Raw genomic sequence first — 24,570 nt, forward strand, 5'->3', positions numbered from 1 at the left:
CTCCATGGCGGACAGGCGGGAGAGCCGCCTGCCCACGAGCACCACCGCCCCGCCGCGACGCTGCGCATGGCTCCGGCGGCACCGGCGGTGGCTGCTCGCGCTCGCCGTGGCCGCCCTGCTGGCCCAGATGGCGGTGGCGATGGTCACGGCCGCGGCGCGGCAGACGCCGACCATCGACGAGCCCGTGTACGTCGGCACGGCGGAGGTCTACACACAGCAACACAGCCTGCGCTACAACCCGGAGCATCCGCCGCTGGGCAAACTGATCATCGCTGCCGGGCTGGTGTTCGCCCACCCGCATCTCGACGCGCACGCGAGCGACGATCAGACGGCGCTCGGCCGGCGCCTGCTGTACGAGTCGGGGAACGACCCCTGGCGGGTGATGTTCTGGGCGCGGCTGCCGGTGATCGTGCTGACGCTGCTGTTCGGTCTGGTCGTTCTGTCGTTCGCCCGCGAACTCTTCGGCGCCGTGGGCGGGTTGGTGGCGCTCGCCCTGTACACGCTGTCTCCGGACGTCGTCGCGAACGGGTCGCTGGCCACCCTCGACGTACCGGCGGTCGGCTTCGTGCTGACGTCGGCGTGGCTGGTGTGGCGGGCACGGCGCGCGCGGCCGCTGCGGCGGCTCGCGCTCGCTTCGGTCGCGCTCGGCGCGGCGCTCGCCACCAAGATGAGCACCCTGCCCGCGGTCCCGGTGCTGCTGCTCCTGGCGGTGCTCTCCCTGTGGCACGCGCGGCGCGTCCCCGGGACCGGCCCTGACGCGCCGTGGCGGTTCGCCGCACGGGCCCTGGTGGTCGCGGCCGGCATGGCGGTGCTGGCCCTCGCCGTGGTGTGGGCCTGCTACCTGGCCGTCGACCCGCGGCTGCGGTGGAGCACGCCCGGGGGCGTCCCGGCCGTGCACGGACCGCGCGGACTCGCCCTGCGCCTGCTGCCCGTACCCGAGCCGTACCGCGACGGGATGCGCATCCAGTTCGGCTTCGAGAACGCGACATGGAGCGGATTCCTCTTCGGCAGGGTGTACCGGGGTTCGCTCTGGTACTACCTGCCGGCCGCGCTGCTGGTGAAGACACCGCTCGGCGCGCTCGCGCTCTGGCCGGCCGGCGCGGCCGCGATGCTCCGTGTGCCCCGGCTGCGTGCCGCCGCTCCCTACGTCCTCGTCCCTCCGGCCGTGCTGCTCGCGGTGGCCATGACGGGATCCCGTGATCTGGGGGTCCGGTACGCCTTGTTCGTGCCCGTCTTCCTCGCGGTAGCGGCGGGCGGGGTCGTGGGGCTGCGCCTCCGCGGGGTCCGTCTCCCGGCGGTGGCTCTGGTGCTGTTCGTCGCGGTCAGTTCGGCGCGCGCGTTCCCCTACTACCTGCCGTACTCGAACGAGGCGTTCGGCGGACCGTCGAAGACCCGGCTGCGGCTGCACGACTCGAACGTCGACTGGGGGCAGGACCTCGGGCGGCTCGCCGACCGGCTGTCCGAGCACTATCCGCGCGAGCGGGTCTGGCTCGTCTACAAGGGCAGCGGTGTGCCCTCCGCCTACGGGATCGACGCCGCCGATCCGCGCAAGGCGCCGCCGGCCGAGGTGCACGGTCTGCTCGCGGTCTCGGACTCGTCGGTCGCGAAGGCCGACGGCCGCCTGGCCGCACTGCTGGACGGCAGTACGCCCGTGGACGACGTCGGCCACTCGATCACGATCTTCCGCAGACCGTGAGCCGGGGGCGAGGGGTCCGGCCGTCGCCCACCGCTCGCACCGCCGTCGGCCCCACCGCTCGCCCCGCCCGCCGTCAGGCGCGGGCGGTGAGCAGGTCCAGCGCTTCCTCCCAGCGGAACGCGGCACGGCGTCCGTCCACAACCGGCTCCCCCGAGTACCGCTCCCCGAAGCGGACGCCCATCCCGCGCAGCCGGTCGAGGCTCGCCCGGTAGGCGGGGTGGGCCGCCAACGCGTCGCTCACACAGGGCAGTACGGCGGTCGGGACGCCGAGGCCGTACACCTCGCACAGGGTGCCCAGGGCGAGGGTGTCCGCTATGCCGGCCGCCCACTTGTTCACGGTGTTGAAGGTGGCCGGGGCGACGGCCACCGCGTCGGGGGCCGGGAACGGGCGCGGGTCGCCCGGGGCCCGCCAGGCGGACCGGACCGGACGGCCGGTCCGCGCCTCGACGTCCGCCGTGTCGAAGAACCCGAGCGCCTGCGGGGTGGCGATGACGCCGACCTCCCAGCCGCTCGCCCGCGCGGCGGCGATCAGCGTACCGACGTCCCGTGCCACGCCCGCGGCGCAGACCACGACGTAGAGGAAGGGCCGTTCGGCGGAGGGCGTGTCGTTGTGTCCGGTCACCCGGGAACCCTAAGGGCTCTCCCGTGGGCGCCGGTGCTCGCGTCTCCCGCGCGGGGCCGGAGCCCCTATCGCAGCGGGAGGGCGGCTTCCCGCTCGGCCTCGGAGCGCGGGCCGAAGAGCCGGCGGTCCCGCTCCTCGATCGGCACGTCGTCGATGCTCGCTTCGCGGCGGGTCATCAGCCCGCGCTCGTCGAACTCCCAGAGTTCGTTGCCGTACGACCTCCACCACCGGCCGTCGGCGTCGCGGGACTCGTACTGGAAGCGGACGGCGATGCGGTTGCCGTCGAAGGACCAGAGGTCCTTGCGGAGGGCGTACTCCCGCTCGCGCGCCCACTTCGCGGTGAGCAGTTCGACGATCGCGGCGCGGCCGGTGACGAAGGTGTCCCGGTTGCGCCAGACGGAGTCCTCGGAGTAGGCGAGGGAGACCCGGTGGGGGTCGCGGGTGTTCCAGGCGTCCTCCGCGGCCCGGACCTTCTGGAGGGCGGTCTCGCGGGTGAAGGGCGGCAGGGGCGGTCGTGCGGACATGAGCGGCTTCCTTTCCGGGCGCGCGGTGCGGCTCCGGGTGCCCGGTGCGGCGAAGTGGAGAACGAGCGTTCTCTGGGTCGGCTGCTAACGTAGAGAACGTCCGTTCTCGCGTCAAGGAGCCCTTGTTCATGGACATCACCAGCCCTCGCGAGCAGGCCCTCGCGCAGGCCCGCGAACAGGCGCTGGACGCCGCCGAGCAGCTGTTCTACGCCCGCGGCGTCCAAGCCGTGGGGATGGACGACGTCCGGGGCGCCTCGGGCGTCTCCCTGAAGCGGCTCTACCAGCTCTTCCCCTCGAAGGAACTGCTGGTCGAGGCCTATCTGGAGCGGCGTGACGTGCGCTGGCGGCGCCGGCTGTCCGAGCACGTCGACCGGTACGGGGAGCCCGAGCGGCGCATCCTGGCCGTCTTCGACTGGCTGCGGCTGTGGTTCGGGGAGCCGGACTTCCGCGGGTGCGCCTGGATCAACGCCTACGGCGAACTCGGAGCCACCTCACCCCGGGTGGGCGCACAGGTCCGGGCGCACAAGAAGGCGTTCAGGGACTTTCTGGGCGGACTCGTGCACGACGCGGGGCTGCCGGACGCCGTCGCCGACCAGGTGTACCTGCTCGCCGAGGGAGCCATGGTCACCGCGGGCGTCACCCGCGGGACGGTGGCCGCCGAGCACGCCGCGACCGCGGTCTCGACACTCGTCTCGTCGGCCCGGCACGCCGGGTAGCCGTCCGGTCGGCCGGACGCCCCGCCGACGGTCGGTGACGGCCGGCGGGGCGTCGGGCGGCCCGCCCCGGACGCCACGGCGGCCGGGGCGGCGGGATGCCGCGGAGGAGGGACCCGGACGGGACGTCCTCGGGTGCGGGAAGTGATCTCGGTGGACTGACCTCGGTGGAGTGTTCCCGGTCCGTGGACGGGTCAGGTCCGGGGAAGTGTCCTCAGGTCCGTGGGAGTGTCCTCACCTCCTTGCGGGCCCGCGTTCTCGGAGACGGTGATGGCGCCCACCGGGCAGGACCTCGCGGCCTCCCGGACCAGTGGGTCGCCGCCGCCGTCCTCGCGGCCGGGGAGCAGCTGGCTGAACCCCTCGTCGTCCTGGGTGAAGACGTTCGGTGCCGTCAGCGCGCACTGTCCCGCGCCGATGCAGACGTCCTTGTCGATGGCGATACGGATGGTCATGCCGGTAAGCCTCTTACCAGGTCACGGGGAGTTCCAGCATCCCCTGGATCGTGTCTCCGGGTTTGAAGGGAATGTCGTCCGCCGGCGCGTCCAGGCGCAGCCCGGGGAACCGGTCGAACAGCGACAGCAGGGCGATCTCCATCTCGGCCCGCGCGAGGTTCTGGCCGAGGCACTGGTGGATGCCGAAGCCGAACGCGACGTGGTGGCGGGCCGGACGGTGCCAGTCCAGGGCGTCCGGCTCGGCGAAGGTGTGATCGTCACGGTTGATGACGGAGGTCGAGAAGACGACGCCGTCGTCCGCGCGGATCGTCGCCCCGGCCACCTCGATGTCCTCGATCGCCACCCTCAGCAGCCCGTCGGCGATGGAGAGGAAGCGCAGCAGCTCCTCGACGGCGGCCGGCATCAGCGTCGGCTCCGCCCGCAGCTCCGCCAGCTGTTCCGGGTGCCGGAGCAGGGTGAACGTACCGAGCGAGATCATGTTCGCGGTCGTCTCGTGACCGGCCACCAGCAGGATCGTCGCCAGGCTGATCAGCTCCTCGCGGTCCACCTCGCCCTCGCGCAGCCGGTCCTGGATGAGCTCGTCGAGGAGCCCGTCGCCCGGTTCCTTCTGCTTGCGGTCGATGAGCGTCCCGAAGTACGCGTCCAGCCGGTCGCGGGCGTCCTGGGTGTCGGCGGCGGTGGGGCCGCGCAGGAGCCTGCGGGACTGCTCCTCGAAGAACTCGTGATCGGCGTACGGGACACCGAGCAGCGCGCAGATCACCATCGACGGCACCGGCAGCGCGAAGTCGCCGACCAGTTCGGCGGGCGCCCCCTTCTCCTCCATGGCGTCGAGCAGCCGGTCCACGGTCTCCTGGATGCGCGGGCGCAGGGATCCGATCCGCCTGAGCGTGAAGCTGGGGACCAGCATGCGGCGCTGGGTGTGGTGCGCGGGGTCGTCGAGCCCGAGGAGTGCCACCCGGCGGTCCCGGGCGGAGGCGAACCGCTCCGTGGGCATCGGGAACGCCGGGCGGGTGCGGTCGGACGACAGCCGTGGATCGGTGAGAAGGTCACGGGCGGTGCCGTGACCGGTGACGACCCACACGCTGCGGCCGTCGTACAGGGAGACCCGCGACAGCGGACGCGCCTCGCGCAGGGGGGCGTAGGCGGTGGGCGGGTGGTAAGGACACGTGCGGTCCTGGGGGAAGGCAACGGGTTCTGTCATGAGTGACCTCGCATGCGATGGTTCCCTCTTGCCGATCTTGCCGCTCCTCATTAGATGCCCCAGGCATCTACAGAGCCACTCGAAGTCCGGCCAGATGCTCCGGTCGGGCGGTCTGGCCGAACGCCGTCGCCCGGCCGGACGCCGGCCGTGCGCTCACGGGCCTGCGGACCGGCCCGCGGGAGTGTCCATGGCTCGAACCGCCCGCCCCGCCCCCGGCGGCACCCGTCCCGCGTGGCTCGGCATCGTTCCTCTCGACAGGTGCGGCGACCCCCGAAATCCGGTTGCACGGGTCACCGCGGAGGCCCGAGGATCTGCGCATGTCCATGTTCGAAGCCTTCCTGCCGCCGACCTCCGCCGCCACTCGTCCGGTGCGGGTCCAGCAGCAGCCCGGCCGGCCACGGAGGCTCTCGCTTCCCCGATCGTGACCGCCGCGCTCGTCGCGGGGCTGCTCGCGGGCTATGGCATCGCCATCCCCGTCGGTGCGGTCGCGACGTATCTAGTGTCCCTCACCGCTCGCACGTCACTGCGGATCGGCGGCTCCGCCGCCCTCGGCATCGCCACCGCGGACGGGGTGTACGCCCTGGTCGCCGCGCTCGGGGGTGCCGCGCTCGCCGCCACGCTCCAGCCGGTGCTTGCACCGTTGCGCTGGGTGTCCGGGCTGGTCCTGGTCGTCCTGGCGGTACGGGGTACCGTCACCGGGCTGCGCCAGTACCGCGAGCGGAGCCTCACCGCCCGCTCCACGAAGGATCCGGCTCATCCGGCGCGGGCCTATGTGACGCTGCTGGGGATCACCCTCCTGAACCCCACCACCATCGTCTACTTCGCCGCGCTGGTCCTGGGCAGCCGCTCCGCCGAGGCGGTACGGCCGCTGGAGCAGGGGGTGTTCGTGCTCGCGGCGTTCGTCGCGTCGGCGAGCTGGCAACTGCTGCTCGCCGGGGGTGGCGCGCTGCTGGGCCGGGTCCTGACGGGCCACCGGGGGCGTCTGGCCACCACGCTCCTGTCCAGTGCCGTGATCATGGTGCTCGCCCTGCGGATGCTCGTCGCCCCGCCGTGACCGCGCGCGCCGCCGCGGCGGCGGCGTCCCCGCGGCGGCCGACGTGTTCGTGCTCGACGCGTCGCTCCGTTCGGCGTAGAGCTCGGCGATCCGTTCGGGCGGGCGCGCGCCGATCGTGCGCGGAGGCTTCCCGGTCACGGCACGGGGTCGCGGGCCGGAGATCGATGCCGGGCGTCATGATGCGGATGAATCGCGTCCGTGCTGGTGTTGAATCATGCCGAGACAGGACCAGTACGACGCGAGATGGGACGCAAGTCATGCCTCTTGAGGGTGAGTACGAACCCAGCCCGACGAAGTGGGTGCGCGACCAGGTGGAGTTGTACGAGGGCTCCGGCGGTACGGAGGGCACCACGCTGCAGGACACGGGACTGCCGGTCATCATTCTCACGACCCGCGGTGCCAAGAGCGGGAAGATCCGCAAGACCCCGCTGATGCGCGTCGAGCACGACGGCCGGTACGCGGCCGTCGCCTCGCTCGGTGGAGCCCCCAAGCATCCGGTCTGGTACTACAACGTGAAGTCCGATCCGCACGTCGAACTGCAGGACGGCGCCCGGCGCCAGGACCTGCGGGCGCGTGAGGTCACCGGCGCGGAGAAGGCCGAATGGTGGGAGCGCGCGGTCGCGGCGTACCCCTCGTACGCCGACTACCAGGAGAAGACGGACCGCGAGATCCCCGTCTTCGTGCTGGAGCCGACGGACTGACCTGCCAGGCCGGGTCCGCGCCGAAGCCCTCGGAGGGTGCCGGGCCGCCCCCGATCCCCGGGGGCGGCCCGTGCGTGCGCCACAGCCCGCCGGGCACCCGCTCCTCAGGCCCCGCCGCGCTCCCCCGTCGCGGCGGGGCCCTCCGCTGTCCCGGCCCGGTGCGCCGCCTCCGTACCCGCCGCCTCCGTACTCGCGCCGTCCGCACGTGCCCCTTCCGCACGCGCCCCGTCCCCGCGTGCCCCGTCCGCACGCGCCCCGTCTTCGCGTGCCCCGTCCTCGCGGGAGGGAGCCCGGGCCGCAGCCGCGTCGGTCACGTCCAGGAAGATCTGGTCCGCCTCGGGGACCATGTGCGCGACGGAACGTTTGATGCGGACGGCGACCTCCTCGACCTCCTCGCTGTCGAGCCCCGGTACGAGGTCGATGCGGGCGGCGACCAGGGTCGAGTCCAGGCCGATCTCCATGGTGAGCAGTGACTCCACGCTGTCGATCTCGGGCTGCGCCTGCAGCAGGGCCCGTATCCGGCCGCTCGACTCGGGGTCGGCGGCCCGGCCGATGAGCTGTTCCCGCGCGTCGCGGCCCAGCCAGTAGGCGACACCCACCAGGAGCGCCCCGATGGCGAAGGACGCCGAGGCCTCCCACACGATCTGCCCGGTGATCATGTGCAGCGCCATGCCGACGATCGCGAGCGTCACGCCCAGCACCGCGGTGCCGTCCTCGGCGACCACCGTGCGCAGGGCGGGGTCGCGCAGCCCTCCGGCGCCGCCCTGTCCGCGCACCTGGTGCACCGCGCGGAACAGGGACGCTCCCTCGGCGAGCAGGGAGACGACCAGGACGGCCAGCCCCGCCACATAGCCGCCGGACGACTCCTCGCCGCCGTTCCGCAGCGCCTCGAAGCCCTGGAAGAACGAGAAGCAGCCGCCCATCACGAAGATGCCGACCGCCGCGAGCAGCGACCAGAAGAACCGCTCCTTTCCGTAGCCGAACGGGTGCCGGCTGTCGGCGGGCCGGCGGCTGCGGCGCAGGGCGGCGAGCAGGAAGACCTCGTTCAGGCTGTCGGCCACGGAGTGCGCCGCCTCGGAGAGCAGCGCGGGAGAGCCCGTGAACAGTCCGCCGACGGCCTTGGCCACGGCGATCAGGAGGTTGGCCCCGAGGGCCACGAGGACGGTCAGGCGCGTCCCGTGGTCCTGCTCCTTCGGCTTCGGTGACGGTTCCGACCGCGCCGGTTCCCTCGGTTCCTTCGGTTCCTTCCGTTCCGTCCGTTCCGCGGGTGCCGCCGACGGCTTCGACCGGTCCGACCGGTCCTGCGATGTCCGATTCACCCCGTCCGGTTGCCCAGGGCCGGGCTCCTCACACTTCGGAGGACGGTCCTGCCCTCTACCGGGCGGCGGGATTCGGTGGCACCGTCGGCCCGGACCACGGAAGGAGACCCGCATGCCCAAGAAGCGGAAGAAACTCAAACTCCCCCTCGCCTACAAGCCGCTGGGGTTCGCGCTGGGCTGGGCGAGCGGTGCCCTGGCCGGGCTGGCCTTCGAGGCGGCCTGGAAGGCGGTCCGTCACGAGGAGGACGCGCCCGACGCGCTGGACAAGGACCGCGGCTGGGGTGAGGTGCTGCTCGCCGCGGCCCTCCAGGGCGCGCTGTTCGCCGTCGCCCGCAGCGCGGCGGACCGCACCGGCGCGAAGGCCGTCGAACGCTCGACAGGGGTCTGGCCGTCCCCGGACAAGAAGGGGAAAAGGAGCGGGGGCGCCCGGGGCGGCAAGGCCTGACGGCGGGGCGGGGCGGGGCGGGGGGGGCGACGGCGGGTTCAGCCCAGCTTCGGCGCCATGGCGGGCGTACGGCAGAGGGTGAACGAGTGCCCCGCCGGGTCGGCGTAGCCCCGCTCCTCGAAGGGTCCCGCCGCGTCCTTGGTCTCGATGGGACGGCCGCCGAGACCGACGATCCGGCGTTCCGCCTCGTCGAGGTCCGTCACCTGGAAGTCCAGGTGGGCCTGGAGGGAGTTCTCGGGGCGCGGCCAGCTCGGCGGCGTCGCCGTGAGGTCCCTGCGGAAACCCATCCGCGTCCCGTCCGCGCCCCTGATGTCGATGCGGTTGGCGCTCGTGTCCGTCTCCTCTCCGTCGAGGAGTTCCCGGTAGAACGCGGCGAGCTTCTCGGGCTCGGCGCAGTCCAGCACCACCACGCCTGCCATGACCAGTGCCATGCTTCCTCCGTTAGGGGATCGGGGGCGCGGCCGGCCCGGCCGTCGCTGCCCCGCGCCTCCCGGATACCCCGTCCCACGGAATCAGTCGTCCACGAGCCACTCGCCGTCCCGCATGAGGTCCCGGCCGACGAGCTCGTCGGCCTCGCGCCACGCCTGCGCCCGCCGCGGAGTGACCCGGAAGTAGAGATACACGGTGGTGAGGGCGCGTGGGTCGAAGCCCGTCCGGGCGGCCAAGGCGTCGCCGACTCCGGCGGGCAGCGCGGCGGAGTCGAGGGTCTCGACGGTGCCCTCGACCATCATCACGTCACGGGTCGGCCCGAAGTCGAGCCGTACCGTGCCGGTGGCGCGCAGGTTGCGGCCCGTCGGACCGACGCCGGGCGTGGCCAGCGGCACGGTCGTGCCGTCCCAGAGACAGGACAGCGGGATCAGGTGGGGTGGCGTCCCGTCGGGGCCGCGGTGGACACCAGACGTCGACGTCCTGTTCCAGCCTCCTGAGGGTGTCCTGCGTGCGCTGCTTCACGGTGCGGGCGGGCTCGGTCATGCGCGGTCGGCCTCCTGGGTCACGGTGCGGACGGGTCCGGTGGTACGACGGCCTGGAGCCCGCCGGTGTGACAGGCGGGGCCCGCCGGCCGCGTCTGCGCCCGCCGGAGCACCGGCGGCGGCCCGGCCTCCGCCAGCCGGGCCGCCGCCGCGTCCAGCAGCAGGTCGAGCGCCGCCGGGTAGGCGCTGCGGCGCATGTCCGCCACGAGGTGGCGCGCCGTCGCCGCGATGTGCGGGTGCGTGTCGGGGGACAGGCGCGCGTACGTGGCCCGCCACACGCCGGCCTCGGCCTCCCGGGCGGCCGGGGGAAGGGCCACGCTCGCGGCGTCGAGGGCCGCGAAGGCCAGCGCCTGGTCGACGAAGGCGTGGTAGATCCGTACGGCCTCGGGGTCGGGGAAACCGGCGCCGCGCAGCACTCCGAGGATCGTCTCGACCGCCGCGATCTCGTGGACCCGGCCCGTGACGCGGTACGCGCTGAGCACCGCGGCCTGGGGATGGGCGAGTGATCCGGAGTGCATCCGCAGGCCGAGGTCGCGCAGGTCGGCCCGCCAGTCCCCGGTGGGGCGCCAGGTCCGCAGCGTCCGGCCGATGAGCTCGTCGGCGATGGCGAGCAGCAGGTCGTCGGTGTCGCGGAAGTACCGGTACAGGGCCGTGGGATCGGCGCCGAGGGCGAGGCCGAGACGGCGGACGGTGAGGGCGTCGGCACCGTGCTCCCTGAGCAGCCGCAGCGCCGTCTCGACGATCAGCTCCTCGGAGAGGACGACACCCGTCTTGGTGGGACGTCTGCGCCGCCGGGCGGCGGGTGGGACGACTCGTTCGGCCATGGGCTCTCCCTCCGGTGCGGGCACCTTATGTCAACGGCGTTGACCTGTTAAGGGCCCGAGCAGTTTCATTTCCGGTCATCGGGCCGGAACCAGGCCCCGGGTGCGATCGGAGCAGGCCATGACGCAGAAGCCGTACGGTGTGGATCCCCCGTCCCTGCGCAAGTCCCTCGGTGTCGTGGACGGCGTCGCGATCGCCGCTTCCAGTACGGCGGCGACCACCAGCATCGGTATCGGGCTGGGCGTGACGGCGGGGGTGGTCGGCCTGCATCTGCCCGCCATCATGCTGCTGGCCTTCCTCCCGGTCCTGGGGATCGCGGGTGCCTACACCCGGCTGAACCGGGTGGAGCCGAACGCGGGCAACGGCTATGTGTGGGTGGGCCGTTCACTGACTCCCTGGCTCGGTTTCCTGGTCGGCTGGGTCAACATCGTGGCCACCGTGGCCTTTCTCGCCTACACCACCGCCGTGACCGGTTCGGCCCTGCTCCAACTCGCGGGCGAGGCGGGGCTGCACGAGGTGGCCGGTCTCGCGCTGGACCCTGGTTCCACCGCCCAGACGACCGCGGTGGGCGTCGTCGTCCTCGTCGCGGTCACCCTCACCGCGGTCACCGGGGTGAGGACCGCGGCCCGGTTGCAGAGCGGGCTGCTGGTCTTCGAGTACGTCGTCCTGCTGGGCTTCTGCGGATACGGCATCGTCACCGGTCCGCACGCGTTCCGGCTGAGCTGGTTCGACCCGTTCCAGATCCCCTCGGCCACGGCCGTGGCGCAGGGCATGCTGCTGTCGGTGTTCTGCTACTGGGGGTTCGAGGCGGCGTTCACGGTGAACGAGGAGGTGCGCGACCCCAAGGACGCCTCCAGGGCCGGGATCATCACGCTGGTCACCATGCTCGTCCTGTTCCTCCTCGGTTCGGTCGCCTTCCAACGCGTGCTCTCCGAGGACGAGTTGGTCGGCCACGGCGCCCAGGGGCTCGCGTACTTCGGCGACCGTCTGGCTTCCCGGCCGCTCGCCGCGCTGCCCCTGGTGGCGTTGATGTTCTCGGCCGTCGCCTCGCTGCAGTCGGGGGTGATCCCCACCGCGCGCGGGATGTTCGCGATGAGCCGGGACCGCACGCTGGGTCCGGTGTGGTCGAAGGTCAGCTCCCGGTACGAGACTCCGGCGGCCGGGACCCTGCTGATCGGCGCGCTGGCGGCGGCGGTGGCGGCGCTCGCCCTGGTCATCCCCCGGCTCGCCGACATGATCATGGCCACGGTGAACGCGGTCGGGATCGTCGTCGCCCTGTCCTACGCGCTCACCGCTCTGGCGGCCGCCGCGCGCTTCCGCGGCCTGTTGCGCGAGGACCGGCGCCAGGGGATACGGGCCGTGGTGCTCCCCTCCCTGAGCGCCGCCGCCCTGCTCGGCCTCGGCGGCTACCTCGCCTGGTCGTTCTACACCTCCACCGACCATCTCGAAGTCAGCGCGGACAACGGGTGGTTCCTGCTGCTCGTCCCCGCCCTCATGATCGCCTCCGGGTGCGTGGCCGCCGCCTGGGCCAAGTGGGTGCGCAGATCCCCCTACTTCCGCACCGGCCGCGGCACCGACGCCGACGCGCCCAGGCTGCTGACAGCGCCCCGCTGACCCCCTCCCCCGCACCGCCGACACCAGAACCGGGAACGGAACCATGCACGCTGACCTCCTGTTCACCGGTGGACCGGTCCTCACCCCCGAGGGCCCCACCGTCACCTCGGTCGCCGTCACCGGCGACCGGATCACCGCCGTCGGAGCCCCGGCGCGCGAGCTGACCGGCCCCCGGACCGAGGTCGTCGACCTCGCCGGACGGCTGCTGCTGCCCGGCTTCCAGGACGCGCACCTCCACCCGGTCCCGGCGGGACTGGAACTGACCCAGTGCGACCTGACGGGAGCGCGGACCGCCGAGGAGACCGTGCGGGCCGTCCGGGCCTACGCCGACGCCCATCCCGACCGGGAGTGGATCACGGGCGGTGGCTGGTCCATGGAGGCGTTCGAGGGCGGTACGCCGACGAAGGAGGCGCTGGACGCGGTCGTGCCCGACCGCCCGGTGTACCTGCCGAACCGGGACCACCACGGCGCCTGGGCCAACAGCCGTGCCCTGGAGCTGGCGGGTGTCACCCGCGCGACCCCGGACCCGGCCGACGGACGCTTCGAGCGGGACGCCACGGGCGAGCCCACCGGGATGCTCCAGGAAGGGGCCATGCGGTACGTCGGCCGGCTCGCTCCCCCGGCCACCCCGGCGGACCGCCTCGCCGCCCTGCTGTACGCCCAGCGGCATCTGCACGCCCTCGGCATCACCGCCTGGCAGGACGCGCTGGTCGGTGCCTTCCTGGGGATGGAGGACCCCTCGGACGCGTACGTGACGGCGGCCCGGGAGGGATCACTGACCGCGCGGGTCGTCGGGGCGCTGTGGTGGAACCGCGAACGCGGGGCCGAGCAGATCCCCGAACTCGTGGCGCGCCGGGCCGCGTCGAGCCACGGCCGGTTCCGTGCCACCAGCGTGAAACTGATGCTGGACGGAGTCGCCGAGAACGGCACTGCGGCGCTGCTGGACCCCTACCTCGACACCTGCGGCTGCGCCACCGCGAACCGGGGCACGAGCTTCATCGATCCGGCCCGACTCCCGTCGTACGTGACCAAGTTGGACGCCCTCGGCTTCCAGTGCCACTTCCACGCGCTGGGCGACCGGGCGGTACGGGACGCGCTGGACGCGGTCGAGGCGGCACGGAAGGCGAACGGACCGAGCGACACGCGTCCGCACCTCGCCCACCTCCAGGTCGTGCACCCCGACGACGTCCCCCGCTTCGCGCGGCTCGGGGCCACGGCCAACATCCAGCCGCTGTGGGCCGCCCACGAACCGCAGATGGACGAGCTGACCATTCCCTTCCTCGGCTCCGAACGGGCCGGCCGGCAGTATCCGTTCGGCTCGCTGCTGCGGTCCGGGGCGCGACTCGCGGCGGGCAGCGACTGGCCGGTGAGCAGCCCCGACCCGCTCCAGGGCATCCATGTCGCGGTCAACCGTGTCACCCCGGGCGGGACCGGACCGGTGTTCCTTCCGGCCGAACGCCTGGGGCTGACGGCCGCGTTCACGGCGTACACCGCGGGATCCGCGTACGCCAACCATCTCGACGACACCGGGACCGTACGGGCCGGGTCGCTGGCCGATCTCGTGGTGCTGGACCGCGATCCGTACGCCGGGCCGCCCGGAGAGATCGGCGCGACGGGGGTCGCGCTCACCTATGTGGGAGGTGAACGCGTCCACGAGGCACCGGACGCGTGAGGACGACGGCGGACGGACGGCGGCCCGGGGCGGTGCCGGGGGCCCATGGAAGATCGTTCAGGATCTGGGCGATCCGAAGCGCACTGCATCGCCAACTCCGGTGTCATCAGGCGCAGCCCGGACCGGCGGGCGTCGATGGCGATCGCCCGTCCGCAGGGGCGGGGGCCTGTGCAACGTCTCCGGAAAGGGCGCCGCCGATGCCGCAGGACGTCAGGTTCGACCTCCCCTTCACCACTCCGGTCAGTCCGCATCTGGAGTCCGTCCGCCCGGGAGCACCATCTGCGCTGGGTCCGGGAGCGCGGCCTCGTGCGCTCCCGGGCCGGGTTCGAGGAGTACCGGTCCTGGGACCTCCCCCAGGCGGCGGCCCGGACCTACCCGCACGCCCCGGCCGACGACCTGGTCGTCCTGATGAACTGGTTCTCCCTGGCCTTCCTCTTCGACGACCAGTTCGACACGGCGAGTCCGGACCGCGCGGACCGGATAGCGGAGGTCGCCCGGGAGATGATCGCCACCCCGCTGCGTCCGGCGGCCACCGCGCCCCGGGTGGTCTGCCCCCTCACCCTGGCCTGGGCCGAGGTCTGGGCCCGGCTCGCGCAGGGCACGTCCCTGACCTGGCGGACCCGTTTCGCCGCCTCCTGGGGGCGGTTCCTCGTCATGCGGGATCTGGCCGCGGACACCATCGGGTTCATGAACGACATCCACTCCTTCGAGCGTGAGCGGCGTCGGGGCGACGGCCACAACCTGATCGCCGTGCTGCACCGGGAGCGCGGCGGTACCTGAGAGGAGGCCTCGGCGGAGGCGTACCGGATGACCAGGGAGATCCTCGACGCGTACCTGGAACTGGAGGCGCGCGTCCCGGGGATGTGCGCCGAGCTCGGCCTCGACGCCGAGCAGCGGGTCCGGGTTCGGATGGGGGTGAGGCCATCCGGCACTGGATCAGCGGGAACCAGGAGTGGGCGCTGGCCTCCGGGCGGTACGCCGCGGCGAAGGACGGTCCGGCCGCGGCGGCCGAACTGGCCGGCAGGGGATCACTGGACGACCTGCTCGTGGTATGACGCCCCCGGCCCGAGGCCGTCAGCGGTGGCCGCCCGGCACGCTCGCGCCGGGCCGTGCGGTCCGCGCCGGTGCCCGGCGGATCGCCTCCGTGGCCCGCCCTTCCGTCCGGGGCCGGCGGCCCGGACGGCGGACGGGCGGGCCGTCACTCCTCCGCGGTCCGCGCCGTGAACTCGACCGGGAGCCGGTCCAGTCGGGCCTCCCAGGTGGAGGCCGTCGAGGTGAGCTCCGCGGCCGGTACCGCCAGCCGCAGACCGGGCAGCCGGTGCAGCAGCACGTCGACGGCCGTCCCGATGATGGCCTGGCCGATGCCCTGGCCCGGGCATTCGTGCGGTCCGCCGCTGAACGCGAGATGGGACCGGTTGCCGCGCACGGAGACCCCGGCGTCGGGCCGGATCTCCGGGTCCAGGTTGCCGGCGCCGAGCCCGAGCACCAGCAGGTCGCCCCTCTTGACGCTCCGTCCGGCGAGTTCGAGGTCCACGGCGGCGAAGCGACCCGGCAGGACGGCCAGCGGCGGGGTGTTCCACAGCACCTCCTCGACGACGGCGGCGACGTCCAGCTCCCCGCCGACCAGCCCGGCGAGGCGGGAGGTGTCGGTCAGGACCAGCTGGAGCACGCGGGCCAGCAGGTTGCTGGTGGTGGTGTGCGCGGTGATGAGCACCAGGCGCAGATGGCTGAGGATCTCGTCCTCGTCGAGGTCCGCCTCGTGGTCGATCAGTCCGCTGGTGAAGTCGGCGGCAGGCTCGGCCCGTTTGCGCTCCGCGAGGTCCGCGAGGACACGCATGATCAGGGCATTGTGGGTGAGGCCGTCCTCGCCGCCCCTGATGACCCGGGAACAGGACACGGCGAGGCTGCGCCCCTCGGCCGCCGGGAGTCCGAACAGCCGGGTCAGCACGAGCATCGGCAGGTACTCGGCGAACTCCGCCACCAGATCGGCGCTGCCCGTGCCCGCGAAGGCGTCGATCTGCCGGTGCGCGAAGTGCGCGGCATGGCGCCGGATGCCGCGTCCCTCGACGGTCCGCAGACTGTCGGTGACCGCGCCGCGCAGTCTGCGGTGCGGCGCGCCGTCCTGCGACACGCAGTCGGGCCGCCAGCCCAGCATCGGGATCAGCGGGGACATGTCGTCGACCCGGCCCTCCGTCCGGTCCCGCCAGAGGCGGGCGTCCCGGCTGAACTGGTGGGCGTTGTCGAGGACGCGTCGGTTCTCCCGGTAGCCGAGGACCAGCCAGGCGGGCACGTCGCCCTCCAGGAGGACCGGGGCCACCGCCCCGTACTCCTCGCGCAGCCGTTCGTGGATCCCCTGTGGATCGGTCGCCGCCCCTGGCCCGTAGAGCCGGGTGAGACCCCCGGGCGCACCGTTCTCGGCGCGGCCGGGCGCGCCGTCGCGGCGGGCGCCGTGCGCGACCGGGCAGCCTCGGGTGTCCTCGGGACGGCGGGGCGGTCCCTCGGTCATCGCACCTCCCGGGCCGCGGCGGAGCGTCCCTGCAGGTGGCGCACGAGGGCGATGAGGACGTCCCGGCTGGAGGACCGGTCCCGGGCGTCGCAGGAGACGATCGGGGTGTCCGGAGGCAGGTCGAGGGCGTCGCGGACCTCCTCGACCGGATGGCGTGGCGAGTCCGGGAAGACGTTCAGGGCGATGACGAAGGGCACGTCCTGGCGTTCCATCTCCTCGATCGCCCGGAAGCTGGAGGCCAGCCGCCGTGTGTCCACCAGGACGACGGCGCCGAGCGCGCCCTTGAAGAGGCCGTTCCACAGGAACCAGAACCGCTCCTGGCCCGGCGTCCCGAACAGGTACAGCACCAGTCGCTCGTTGAGGGAGATCTTGCCGAAGTCCATGCTGACGGTGGTGCGCGTCTTGCCCGCCACCCCGATCAGGTCGTCCGCGTCGGCGCCGGCCTCCGTCAGCGTCTCCTCGGTGGTGAGCGGTCTGATGTCGCTGACCGAGCCCACCAGGGTGGTCTTGCCGGTGCCGAAGCCACCGGCGATCATCACCTTCACCGAGCGGGGGCCGCCGTCCGGCCGGTCGGGACGGTCAAAGCCTGTGGAGTCCACGGAGTACCTCCTCGAGGAGCGCGCGGCCGGGCCCGCGACCGGTGTCCGGCACCGGCAGGGGATGACGGGCCTCGACACGGCCCGCTTCCAGCAGATCGGCCAGGAGCACCGCGACGATGTTGAAGGGCAGTTCGAGATGGGCGCCGAGTTCGGCCACCGAGAGCGGCTCGCGGCAGCGCCGGAGGATCTCCTCGTGCTCACGCTGCATGCCCGGTTCGGGGACGGCGCGGGAGACGACGAGGGTCGCGACGTCCAGGCCCGCCGCCGGACCGCCGCCCGGGCCACTGCGGCCGCCGGTGAGGACGTAGTACCGCTCGAGGCCGGACGGGTCCGTGGGCCGGCGGGCGGCGCTCATCCAGAGTGCTCCTCCGAACGCGGCTCGGTGCCCAGGAGTTCACCCATCCTGCGGGCCAGATCCCGCATCTGGTGACCGAGGAGACCCTGGTCGAGGCCCTCCTTGGCCAGCACGCCGAGGTAGGTCTCCACCCCCGCCCGCACCACGAACAGGTGGCCGCCGTCGACCTCGATCATCGCCAGCCGCAGCCCTCCGGCAGAGCGGGGGAACTGCTCGGCCACCGGCTGGGCCAGCGCCTGCAGACCCGCGACGACGGCGGCGAACCGGTCGACGTCGTCGGGGTCGTCGGCACCGTAGGAGGTGATGGCCTTGCCGTCGCTGGAGGCGACGAGGGCGAAGCGGATCTCCTTGATGCTCTCCGTCAGGTCCCGGAGCGCCCAGCTCACGTCGGTTCCTTGATGCGTCATGTGAACTAGTCGCTCTCTTCAGTGCGGTGCTCGTCGGACTCGTGTCCCGCGGCCGTGCCGTGCGCCGGCCCGCTCTCCCGTCCGGCCGTGGCGAAGGCGGCGAGACCGGCGAAGGACGCGGCGGGGGGTACGGCGGCCATGGACTCCTCGGTACCGGACGCGGCTCCGGGGCGGGACGCCGCGGCGCGGCTCGTGTCTTCCGCGCGCGGCCCCGCCGAGGCACCGGTGGCGGAGGGTGCTCCGCTGCCGGAGCGGGCCGGCGCGGTTCCGGTCCGGCCACCGCGCCGGCGCGGGAGTCCGCCGGGGGTGGTGTCCGGCTCTTCGGCGCCCTTCGGGTCCGTTGCTCCCGGGGCCGCCTCGGACCCGGGGCCGGGGACCGGGTCGGTGACCGTGGCGGGCAGCGGGCTGAAGTACTTGTGCGGCACGACGACCACCACCGAGGTGCCGAGCCAGGGCGAGTCGGCGAAGGTGACCCGGATGCCGTAGCGGCGCGCCAGCGTCCCCACCACGCGCAGGCCGAGGTTGGCGTCCTCCGCGATGCCGCCGAGCCCCGGGCCGGGCGCTTCGCCCGCGAGGACGCGCGCGGCCTCCTGCTTCTTCTCCTCGCTCAGTCCCTTGCCCGCGTCCTGGATCTCGACGCCGACTCCGTTGGGCACCTCGCGACCGGAGACGAGCACCGCTTCGGTGGGGGGTGAATAGCGTGCCGCGTTGTCGAGGAGGTGGGCGAAGATCAGCGTCAGGTGGTCCACCAGCGTGCCGTCGACGCCGAGTTCGGGCAGCCGGCGGACCCGTACGCGCTCGAAGTCCTTGATCCGGCCGATACCTCCGCGGACCACGCTGAGCAGTCGCTGCGGTTCCTGCCACTGACGGCCGGGCCGGTCCGAGCCGCCGAGGACACCGATGCTGGCGGCGAGCCGGTCGGCGGGGCCGATCTCCTGGTCCAGCTCCATCAGTCCCCGGGCCACCGCGGGCAGCCGGCCGTGCTCGCCCTGCATCTCGTGGAGTCGGCCGCGCAGTTTGCTGGTCAGCACCTGCATACGGCTGCCGATGCTGATCACGGCCTGCTCGGCCGAGGTGGAGCGGTCGAACTCCGCCTCGACACCGATCAGCGCGGTGCGCAGGATCTTCCGCAGTCCGGCGCGGAGTTCGGGGCTCGCGTCCGTCTCACGGGCCACGTCCGGCAGGATGTCGTCGATCGCCTCGCCGTCCCGCAGGCGTTCGAGGGCGCCGGGGAGATACGTGTCACCGAGCCTGCCGACGACCGCCACCTGTACGGCGAGCTGTTCCTGCCAGGCCTGGGTCCGCGCGGCGATCCCGGTCTCGTGGGCCGCGGCCTGCTCGGCGATCCGCGCGTCGTGGGCCCGGGCCTGCTCGGCGAGGCGCGCCTCGAATGTACGGGTCTGCTCGGCGCGCGCGCCACGCATCTCCTGGGTGGCGCGCAGCAGTCGGGACCGGGTGCTCAGCAGGAGCCGCACGCAGATCGCACCGGCCGCGGTCGCCGCGGTACCCGCGAGGGCCGCGGGGATCCGGACCGGGTCGGGTCCGGCGACCGCGGTGGCGGCGGTGCCGGCCCCGAGCGCGACCGGCATCAGCCACCAGCTGTACCAGGCGACGGGTAACCGCGCCGCCGGGGGCGAAGTGGCCTGTTCCATCTGCATCCTTCACGACCAGCACGCTCGGACACAGGGGGTGTGCGGGCGCCGTACGCGTCACCCGCGCGGCACCGGACGATCGAGTGTGTCCGTCTCAACTCGCCTTGTTCCAGGGGAGCTTATCGGGTCCTGGATCAAAAGGATCAACCGAGCGCCGCGGACGGGAGCGTATTCGATCATCCTCCGGCGGCCGTGTCCGGGCGGGAGCCAGGTCCTGCGGAGGACGCGGTCGGCGCCCGCGGCGGCCGTCGTGGCGAGCAGCCAGCCCAGGCAGACGAGGACCACGGCCGCCCACTGGAGACCGCCCCGTGGACTGAACGCCTGCTCCTGTCCGAAGTCGACGAGGGGCAGCACCAGGTCGAAGGCGTAGATGGCCGCCTGGAAGTGGGGCGGCTTGCCCGGGTCGACCGGCCGCGACGGCCGGCGGGTGAAGAGCAGGACGCCGCTGAGCATGATGACGCACAGCCACCACACGGCGCGCATCGGCCGGTATCCATAGCCCACGGTGAGGTCCTGCAAGCCGCTCCACACCCGTCCCGTCCACGGCAGTGTGCCGCGCAGCCTGCGTTGCTGGGCGAGCAGGACCGTACGGGCGTCCCGATCGTGGCCGTGCCGGCGGTAGGTGGCCGCCAGCTGGAGATTTTCAAGACAGGTGTCCAGCTATAGTGGACACCTGTCCATGATTTCTGGTGATACGAAGGAGCTCGCCGACGATGGAGACGGTCGCGGACGTGCTGGTGGGCCTGGTGGCCGCCCTGCACGTGTACATCCTGGTGATGGAGATGTTCCTCTGGGAGAGGAAGCCGGGGCGGGGGCTGCACGGCTTCGATCCGGAGATGGCCCGGGCGACCGCGCCGATGGCCGCCAACCAGGGGCTCTACAACGGCTTTCTCGCCGCGGGTCTGGTGTGGGGGCTGATCGCCGACGACCCGACGGGCTTCCGGGTACGGGTCTTCTTCCTGGTGTGCGTCGTGATCGCCGGGGTGTACGGAGCCGTCACCGCGAACCGGCGCATCCTCTTCGCGCAGGCACTGCCCGGCGCGCTCGCGCTGGCCGCCGTCCTCGCCGCCCGGTGACCGCGGAGGACCCTCGGGCGGCCCGCACCCGGGAGCGGCTGCGGCAGGCGCTGCTCGCGGAGTGCGCGGAACGCCCGCTGGAGGAGGTCGGCGTCGCCGCGCTGGTGCGGCGCGCCGGGGTGGGCCGGGCCACGTTCTATGTGCACTACGCCGATCTGGAGGCGCTCGCGGTCGACGCCTGCGCGGATGTCGTACGCGAGGCCGTGGACGCGCTGCACGCGTGGCGCGGCCGGCCCGACCCCGTGTCGGCGCCGCCCGCGCTCCTCGCGTTCTTCACCGGCCTCGCCCCGCACGCCGGTCTCTACCGGGCGCTGCTGAGCCCCGGCGGGGGCGGCCCGCTCGGGCACGTCCTGCACCGGGACCTGCGCGCGCGCAGCCTGGCCGAGCGGACTCTCGTGGGCGCCCCGGACGCCGCCCTCGTCGCGTCCGCGGTCGCGGCGACCTTCGCGGGCGTGCTCGCGGACTGGCTGCACGGCCTGCTGGACGGCACTCCGGAGGAAGTCGCCCACCAGGTCTGGCAGTTGCTGGTGTCCCTCCACATGAGCCGGTGACACCGCACGAGCCGGCCCGCCCCGCGGCCCGGCCTCGCCCGCACCTCCGCGCGGCGGCGGCCGGTCCGGCCGCCCTCAGGCGTGCGTACCCGCGGCCCGCTGCTCGACGAGCCAGTCGGTGAAGGTCTGGGTGCCCCGGAGTCCCGGGCCGGTCGGCAGCAGGCCGCCGCTGTTCATCCCGCCGGGGAGGTACAGGGGCAGGACCGGGCGCCGTCGTACGCCTCCCGCGGCGATCCGGCGCCGGGCCATGTCGACCAGCGACTCCACCCGCGGACCGGCGATCTCGGGTGCCATGCCCTGCGGCGCCGCGACGACGAGGTCGGCGAGGGCTTCGGCCACCTCCCGGACGGCGACGGGCTGGACCCGCCCCATGGGAACCGTCGCGATCGGCCCGGGCAGGGTGTCCAGCATTTGCTCCGCGAATTCGTGGAACTGCGTGGCCCGCAGCACGGTCCACGGCACCGGGCCGCCGCGGACGATCTCCTCCTGCCGGAGTTTCCCCGCGTAGTACGGATTCTTGACCCTGTCGATCCCCACGATCGACAGCGTCACGAGATGGCCCACGCCTGCCCGCTCCGCCGCGCCGAGGAGCTGCCGGCCCGCCCGGTCGAAGAAGTCCACCGCGACGGATCTGCGCATCGTCGTCACGTTGCTGACGTCGACGACCGCCTCGGCGCCGGCCAGCGCCGCATCCAGTCCGGACCCGCTCAGCAGGTCGACACCCTGCCGGCGGGACAACACCACCGGCGCGTGCCCGCGACTCCGCAGCACCTCCACGACCAGCCGCCCGGCGGTTCCCGTACCGCCGGCCACCGCGATCTTCATGACTGCTCCTGTCCCACTAGACGCTGTACGGGTACATGACGGCGGAGACCCGGAAAGTGTGACATCGGGACTCCCGGCCGGGGGCGTCACCCGACGGCCGCCGAGCGGACGGCCACCGCGGCCCGAACCCCCGGCCGCGAACCATGACAGAACTCTCCGATGTCACATATCGGCCACATCGGCGGTCATACAGGGAAAGCCCGCGACTGTGGCCCCGCTCGAAGCGCGCCTCCACAGAACAGGCCCGTCGACCGTCCGCCGCGTTCGACCGGCCGGGCAGTGGTCCCCGACCCCGTTAGGAACAGTGCGTGATCACCTCTCCCACCCTCCCCGACCCCGCCGTGACCCCCTGGTGGAACGACGGCCCCGCCGCCGCCGACCGGACCGGCGTCCGCGGCGGCTCCCCGTGGTCGCGTCTGCTGCCGGCCGTCGCCCTCCTGGCCCTGGTGAGCGCCATCGCCCTCGACGGGGCGTTCGTTCCCGCCATGGGCTGGGCGACCCTGCTCGCGGCCGTCTCTGCGGTGGCGGCCACGTTCGCGGGCCCCACGCTCACCGGAGGAGTCGTCCTCGTCTCGGGCGCGGCCAGGATCGGCCTCGACCTGAGTTGTTCCCGGCTCCTGTCCGCCACCGCCTCGCATTCCGTCACCATGCTGCTCGTCCCCGCGGTCGTCACCGCCTTCTGCGGCCTGCGCCGGCGTCACCGCACGGAGGTGAGCACCTTGCGCGCCGTCTCGGAGATCGCGCAGGGGGTCGTCCTGCGCCCTCTTCCCGACCGGCTCGGACCGCTGCGCGTCGCCGCGACCTATCAGGCGTCCGACGCGCACGCCACGGTCGGCAGCGATCTGTACGGGGCCGTCCGCGTCCCCGGTGCCACCCGGGTCCTCATCGGTGACGTCCGCGGCAAGGGCCTGCAGGGGATCCACGAGGTCGCGGCCGCGCTCGGCGCGTTCCGGGAGGCGGCCCGCTGCCACCCCAGCCTCCCCGAGGTCGCCGCTCATCTGGAGGCCAGCATCCGCAGTCATCTGGACGAGGCCGTCGAGACCGATCACGAGGCCGGTGAACGCTTCGTCACCGCTCTGCTGCTGGAGATCCCCGACGACCACCGCGTGGTCCACACGGTCAGCTGCGGCCATCCCGCGCCCCTGCTGTCGGGCGGAGGCCGGACCGTCCACCTCAAGCCCCGCCGGTGCAGCCCGCCCCTGGGCCTGGGCAGCGTCTCCGCCCGCGACCACCACCAGGACACCTTCCCCTTCACCGCCGAGGACGTGCTGATGCTCTACACCGACGGCATCACCGAGGCCCGCGACGAGGCCGGCGCCTTCTACCCCCTGAAGGACCGCGTCGCCTCCTGGACGGGCACCGGCCCCGGCCCACTCCTCCGGTACGTCCAGGACGACCTCTCCCGGCACATCAGCGGCCCCCTCGGGGACGACGCCGCCATGATCGCCCTGCAGCGCACCACCGATCCCGCGCCGCCCCGGGTGCCCGGAGCCGGAACGGCCGGGCCGTCGGCCCAGGACCCTACGGATCACCACGGCAGCGCCGCTCCGCGCTCGCCGCGGACCGTGCCCGCACCCGCGCCTGCGCCTGCGCCTGCGCCTGCGGGACCGGAACAGCGGCGCACGGGGAAGGAACACACCGTGCCCCCCGGCCCGTCCCGGGTCCGCTCCACGGCGGGCGACCGGAACGCCGGACCTCATCACGTCCTCATGCTGATGTTCGACGGCGTGCAGGCGCTCGACGTCACCGGACCTCTGGACGTGTACGCCGCGGCCAACGAGTCCGGCGGCGACTACCGCCTGACCACCGCGTCCCCGGACGGGCGGCCGGTGCGCACCACCTCCGGACTCCGGCTCGTGCCGGACGCGGCGCTCGGCGACGTCGGTCCGGGCGTCGACACCCTCGTGGTCCCCGGCGGCCCCCGGTGGTGGGAGGCGGTCGCCGACCCTCCGCTGATCGAGGGGATCGCGCGGCTCGCCGAAGAGTCCCCCACCGCGACGGTCGCGGCCGTCTGCGCCGGAACGTTCCCGCTGGCCGAGACCGGTCTCCTGGACGGGCGCCGGGCCGCCACCCACTGGAAGCTCGCCGCGGATCTCGCCGCCCGCCGTCCCCGCGTCCGGGTGGATGCCGAGGCGATCTTCGTCAGGGACGGCAGGTTCGTCACCTCGGCCGGGGTCACCGCGGGCATCGATCTGGCGCTGTCGCTCGTCGAATCCGATCTGGGCCCGGAGGTCGCCCGCGCGGTGGCCAAGTACCTGGTGGTCTTCATGGCCCGCCCCGGCGGACAGTCCCAGTTCAGCGTGCGCCAGCAGTCCCCACGGCCCGAGAACTCGCCGTTGCGCGCCGTCCTGGACCGCGTGGCCGCCGACCCGCGGGGGGACCACAGCCTGCAGGCACTGGCCGACCGGGCCGCCCTGAGCTCACGGCACCTGACGCGGCTGTTCCGTACGGAGGTCGGCACCACGGCCGGCGAGTACGTGAAGCGCGTCCGCCTGGAGGCGGCACAAGCGCTTCTCGAAGGCGGGGACGAACCGCTCGGGACCGTCGCGCGACGCAGCGGATTCGGTACGGAGGAGACCATGCGGCGGGCCTTCCGCGGCCGGCTCGGGGTGAGCCCCGGCACCTACCGGGACCGCTTCCGCACCACGGCGGCGACGGTCCCGAGCCGCGATGGACGGGCGGCCTTCCCGGGTCCCGCGGCCCCGTCCGGCCGCCCGGTGCCCTCCAGGACCGCAGACCCTTCGTGACCCGCGTCCACGACCGCGGACCCCTCACGAGCCGCGTCCACGACCG

General features: G+C 73.4%; 25 protein-coding genes and 1 pseudogene. 11 read left to right on the plus strand and 15 right to left on the minus strand.

The window, feature by feature from the left end:
* The first annotated feature begins 4 nt into the window (after nt 1-4).
* Nucleotides 5-1,696, plus strand: a complete 1,692-nt coding sequence (locus OG776_RS07730) for a phospholipid carrier-dependent glycosyltransferase (RefSeq protein ID WP_187285761.1) — start codon at nt 5-7, stop codon at nt 1,694-1,696.
* A gap of 73 nt (nt 1,697-1,769) precedes the next feature.
* Here OG776_RS07730 and OG776_RS07735 read toward each other — a convergent pair whose 3' ends face one another.
* Complete coding sequence (locus tag OG776_RS07735; protein WP_148011297.1) at nt 1,770-2,318, minus strand: flavoprotein; 549 nt, start codon at nt 2,316-2,318, stop codon at nt 1,770-1,772.
* 65 nt (nt 2,319-2,383) lie between these two features.
* Complete coding sequence (locus OG776_RS07740; RefSeq protein WP_148011296.1) at nt 2,384-2,842, minus strand: nuclear transport factor 2 family protein; 459 nt, start codon at nt 2,840-2,842, stop codon at nt 2,384-2,386.
* A gap of 128 nt (nt 2,843-2,970) precedes the next feature.
* On the opposite strand from OG776_RS07740, the gene OG776_RS07745 reads away from it, so the two are divergent.
* A complete protein-coding gene (locus OG776_RS07745; RefSeq protein WP_148011295.1) occupies nt 2,971-3,558 on the plus strand; it encodes a TetR/AcrR family transcriptional regulator in 588 nt (195 codons plus the stop codon).
* Between the two features lie 191 nt (nt 3,559-3,749).
* Here OG776_RS07745 and OG776_RS07750 read toward each other — a convergent pair whose 3' ends face one another.
* Nucleotides 3,750-4,001, minus strand: coding sequence for a ferredoxin (locus OG776_RS07750; protein WP_329326632.1), 252 nt, complete (start codon nt 3,999-4,001; stop codon nt 3,750-3,752).
* A 19-nt stretch (nt 4,002-4,020) separates the two neighbouring features.
* Nucleotides 4,021-5,208, minus strand: coding sequence for a cytochrome P450 (locus OG776_RS07755; protein ID WP_148011294.1), 1,188 nt, complete (start codon nt 5,206-5,208; stop codon nt 4,021-4,023).
* 421 nt (nt 5,209-5,629) lie between these two features.
* On the opposite strand from OG776_RS07755, the gene OG776_RS07760 reads away from it, so the two are divergent.
* Together OG776_RS07760 and OG776_RS07765 are read left to right on the plus strand one after the other, a co-directional pair.
* Nucleotides 5,630-6,262 (plus strand): LysE family transporter, encoded by a 633-nt coding sequence (locus tag OG776_RS07760; RefSeq protein WP_148011293.1) that lies wholly within the window; start codon nt 5,630-5,632, stop codon nt 6,260-6,262.
* 257 nt (nt 6,263-6,519) lie between these two features.
* The gene (locus OG776_RS07765) at nt 6,520-6,963 is read left to right on the plus strand and encodes a nitroreductase family deazaflavin-dependent oxidoreductase (RefSeq protein WP_148011292.1); all 444 of its coding nucleotides are present in this window, start codon (nt 6,520-6,522) and stop codon (nt 6,961-6,963) included.
* A gap of 254 nt (nt 6,964-7,217) precedes the next feature.
* Here OG776_RS07765 and OG776_RS07770 read toward each other — a convergent pair.
* A pseudogene (locus OG776_RS07770) lies at nt 7,218-8,132 on the minus strand (cation diffusion facilitator family transporter); the annotation flags it as partial.
* A 262-nt stretch (nt 8,133-8,394) separates the two neighbouring features.
* Here OG776_RS07770 and OG776_RS07775 point away from each other — a divergent pair.
* Nucleotides 8,395-8,727, plus strand: coding sequence for a DUF4235 domain-containing protein (locus tag OG776_RS07775; protein ID WP_329319733.1), 333 nt, complete (start codon nt 8,395-8,397; stop codon nt 8,725-8,727).
* Between the two features lie 38 nt (nt 8,728-8,765).
* Here the strand turns inward: OG776_RS07775 and OG776_RS07780 are convergent, their stop codons facing one another.
* The 3 genes from OG776_RS07780 to OG776_RS07790 all read right to left on the minus strand — a co-directional run bounded on the left by OG776_RS07780 (nt 8,766) and on the right by OG776_RS07790 (nt 10,522).
* Nucleotides 8,766-9,158 carry a VOC family protein gene (locus OG776_RS07780; RefSeq protein ID WP_187285760.1) on the minus strand — a complete coding sequence of 131 codons (393 nt, stop codon included), beginning with the start codon at nt 9,156-9,158 and terminating at the stop codon, nt 8,766-8,768.
* An 81-nt stretch (nt 9,159-9,239) separates the two neighbouring features.
* Nucleotides 9,240-9,551, minus strand: a complete 312-nt coding sequence (locus OG776_RS07785) for a hypothetical protein (protein WP_329319735.1) — start codon at nt 9,549-9,551, stop codon at nt 9,240-9,242.
* Between the two features lie 167 nt (nt 9,552-9,718).
* Nucleotides 9,719-10,522 (minus strand): TetR/AcrR family transcriptional regulator, encoded by an 804-nt coding sequence (locus OG776_RS07790; protein ID WP_148011289.1) that lies wholly within the window; start codon nt 10,520-10,522, stop codon nt 9,719-9,721.
* 118 nt (nt 10,523-10,640) lie between these two features.
* Here OG776_RS07790 and OG776_RS07795 point away from each other — a divergent pair, with 118 nt between their 5' ends.
* The 3 genes from OG776_RS07795 (at nt 10,641) to OG776_RS07805 (ending at nt 14,586) form a co-directional block, all read left to right on the plus strand.
* Entirely contained in the window at nt 10,641-12,134 is a 1,494-nt protein-coding gene (locus OG776_RS07795; protein ID WP_329319738.1) for an APC family permease, read from the plus strand.
* A 43-nt stretch (nt 12,135-12,177) separates the two neighbouring features.
* Nucleotides 12,178-13,806: an amidohydrolase gene (locus OG776_RS07800; RefSeq protein WP_329319740.1), complete on the plus strand. Its 1,629-nt coding sequence runs from the start codon at nt 12,178-12,180 to the stop codon at nt 13,804-13,806.
* Nucleotides 13,807-14,112: 306 nt separating this feature from the next.
* Entirely contained in the window at nt 14,113-14,586 is a 474-nt protein-coding gene (locus tag OG776_RS07805; RefSeq protein ID WP_261994705.1) for a terpene synthase family protein, read from the plus strand.
* A gap of 418 nt (nt 14,587-15,004) precedes the next feature.
* Here OG776_RS07805 and OG776_RS07810 read toward each other — a convergent pair whose 3' ends face one another.
* Genes OG776_RS07810 through OG776_RS07835 form a run of 6 tightly spaced genes read right to left on the minus strand, consistent with a single transcriptional unit; the run spans nt 15,005 to nt 19,844 of the window.
* Nucleotides 15,005-16,312 carry a cytochrome P450 gene (locus OG776_RS07810; protein WP_329319743.1) on the minus strand — a complete coding sequence of 436 codons (1,308 nt, stop codon included), beginning with the start codon at nt 16,310-16,312 and terminating at the stop codon, nt 15,005-15,007.
* Nucleotides 16,309-16,911, minus strand: coding sequence for a GTP-binding protein (locus OG776_RS07815; protein WP_148011285.1), 603 nt, complete (start codon nt 16,909-16,911; stop codon nt 16,309-16,311). The genes OG776_RS07810 and OG776_RS07815 overlap by 4 nt, the downstream gene beginning before the upstream one ends.
* Nucleotides 16,892-17,266: a DUF742 domain-containing protein gene (locus tag OG776_RS07820; protein WP_148011284.1), complete on the minus strand. Its 375-nt coding sequence runs from the start codon at nt 17,264-17,266 to the stop codon at nt 16,892-16,894. The genes OG776_RS07815 and OG776_RS07820 overlap by 20 nt, the downstream gene beginning before the upstream one ends.
* The gene (locus tag OG776_RS07825; protein ID WP_148011283.1) at nt 17,263-17,673 is read right to left on the minus strand and encodes a roadblock/LC7 domain-containing protein; all 411 of its coding nucleotides are present in this window, start codon (nt 17,671-17,673) and stop codon (nt 17,263-17,265) included. Before OG776_RS07825 ends, OG776_RS07820 begins: the two co-directional genes overlap by 4 nt.
* A gap of 5 nt (nt 17,674-17,678) precedes the next feature.
* Nucleotides 17,679-19,325 (minus strand): ATP-binding protein, encoded by a 1,647-nt coding sequence (locus OG776_RS07830; protein WP_148012035.1) that lies wholly within the window; start codon nt 19,323-19,325, stop codon nt 17,679-17,681.
* 57 nt (nt 19,326-19,382) lie between these two features.
* Complete coding sequence (locus OG776_RS07835) at nt 19,383-19,844, minus strand: hypothetical protein (RefSeq protein WP_329319747.1); 462 nt, start codon at nt 19,842-19,844, stop codon at nt 19,383-19,385.
* A gap of 194 nt (nt 19,845-20,038) precedes the next feature.
* On the opposite strand from OG776_RS07835, the gene OG776_RS07840 reads away from it, so the two are divergent.
* Nucleotides 20,039-20,401, plus strand: coding sequence for a DUF1304 domain-containing protein (locus tag OG776_RS07840; protein WP_148012037.1), 363 nt, complete (start codon nt 20,039-20,041; stop codon nt 20,399-20,401).
* Nucleotides 20,398-20,952: a TetR/AcrR family transcriptional regulator gene (locus tag OG776_RS07845; protein ID WP_148012038.1), complete on the plus strand. Its 555-nt coding sequence runs from the start codon at nt 20,398-20,400 to the stop codon at nt 20,950-20,952. Before OG776_RS07840 ends, OG776_RS07845 begins: the two co-directional genes overlap by 4 nt.
* 75 nt (nt 20,953-21,027) lie before the next feature.
* On the opposite strand, the gene OG776_RS07850 is transcribed toward OG776_RS07845, so the two are convergent.
* Complete coding sequence (locus OG776_RS07850; RefSeq protein ID WP_329319750.1) at nt 21,028-21,777, minus strand: SDR family oxidoreductase; 750 nt, start codon at nt 21,775-21,777, stop codon at nt 21,028-21,030.
* 308 nt (nt 21,778-22,085) lie between these two features.
* Here OG776_RS07850 and OG776_RS07855 point away from each other — a divergent pair, with 308 nt between their 5' ends.
* Entirely contained in the window at nt 22,086-24,524 is a 2,439-nt protein-coding gene (locus OG776_RS07855) for a SpoIIE family protein phosphatase (protein WP_329319752.1), read from the plus strand.
* Nucleotides 24,525-24,570 lie beyond the last annotated feature (46 nt).

The organism is Streptomyces sp. NBC_01689 (assembly GCF_036250675.1).
Lineage (GTDB): Bacteria > Actinomycetota > Actinomycetes > Streptomycetales > Streptomycetaceae > Streptomyces.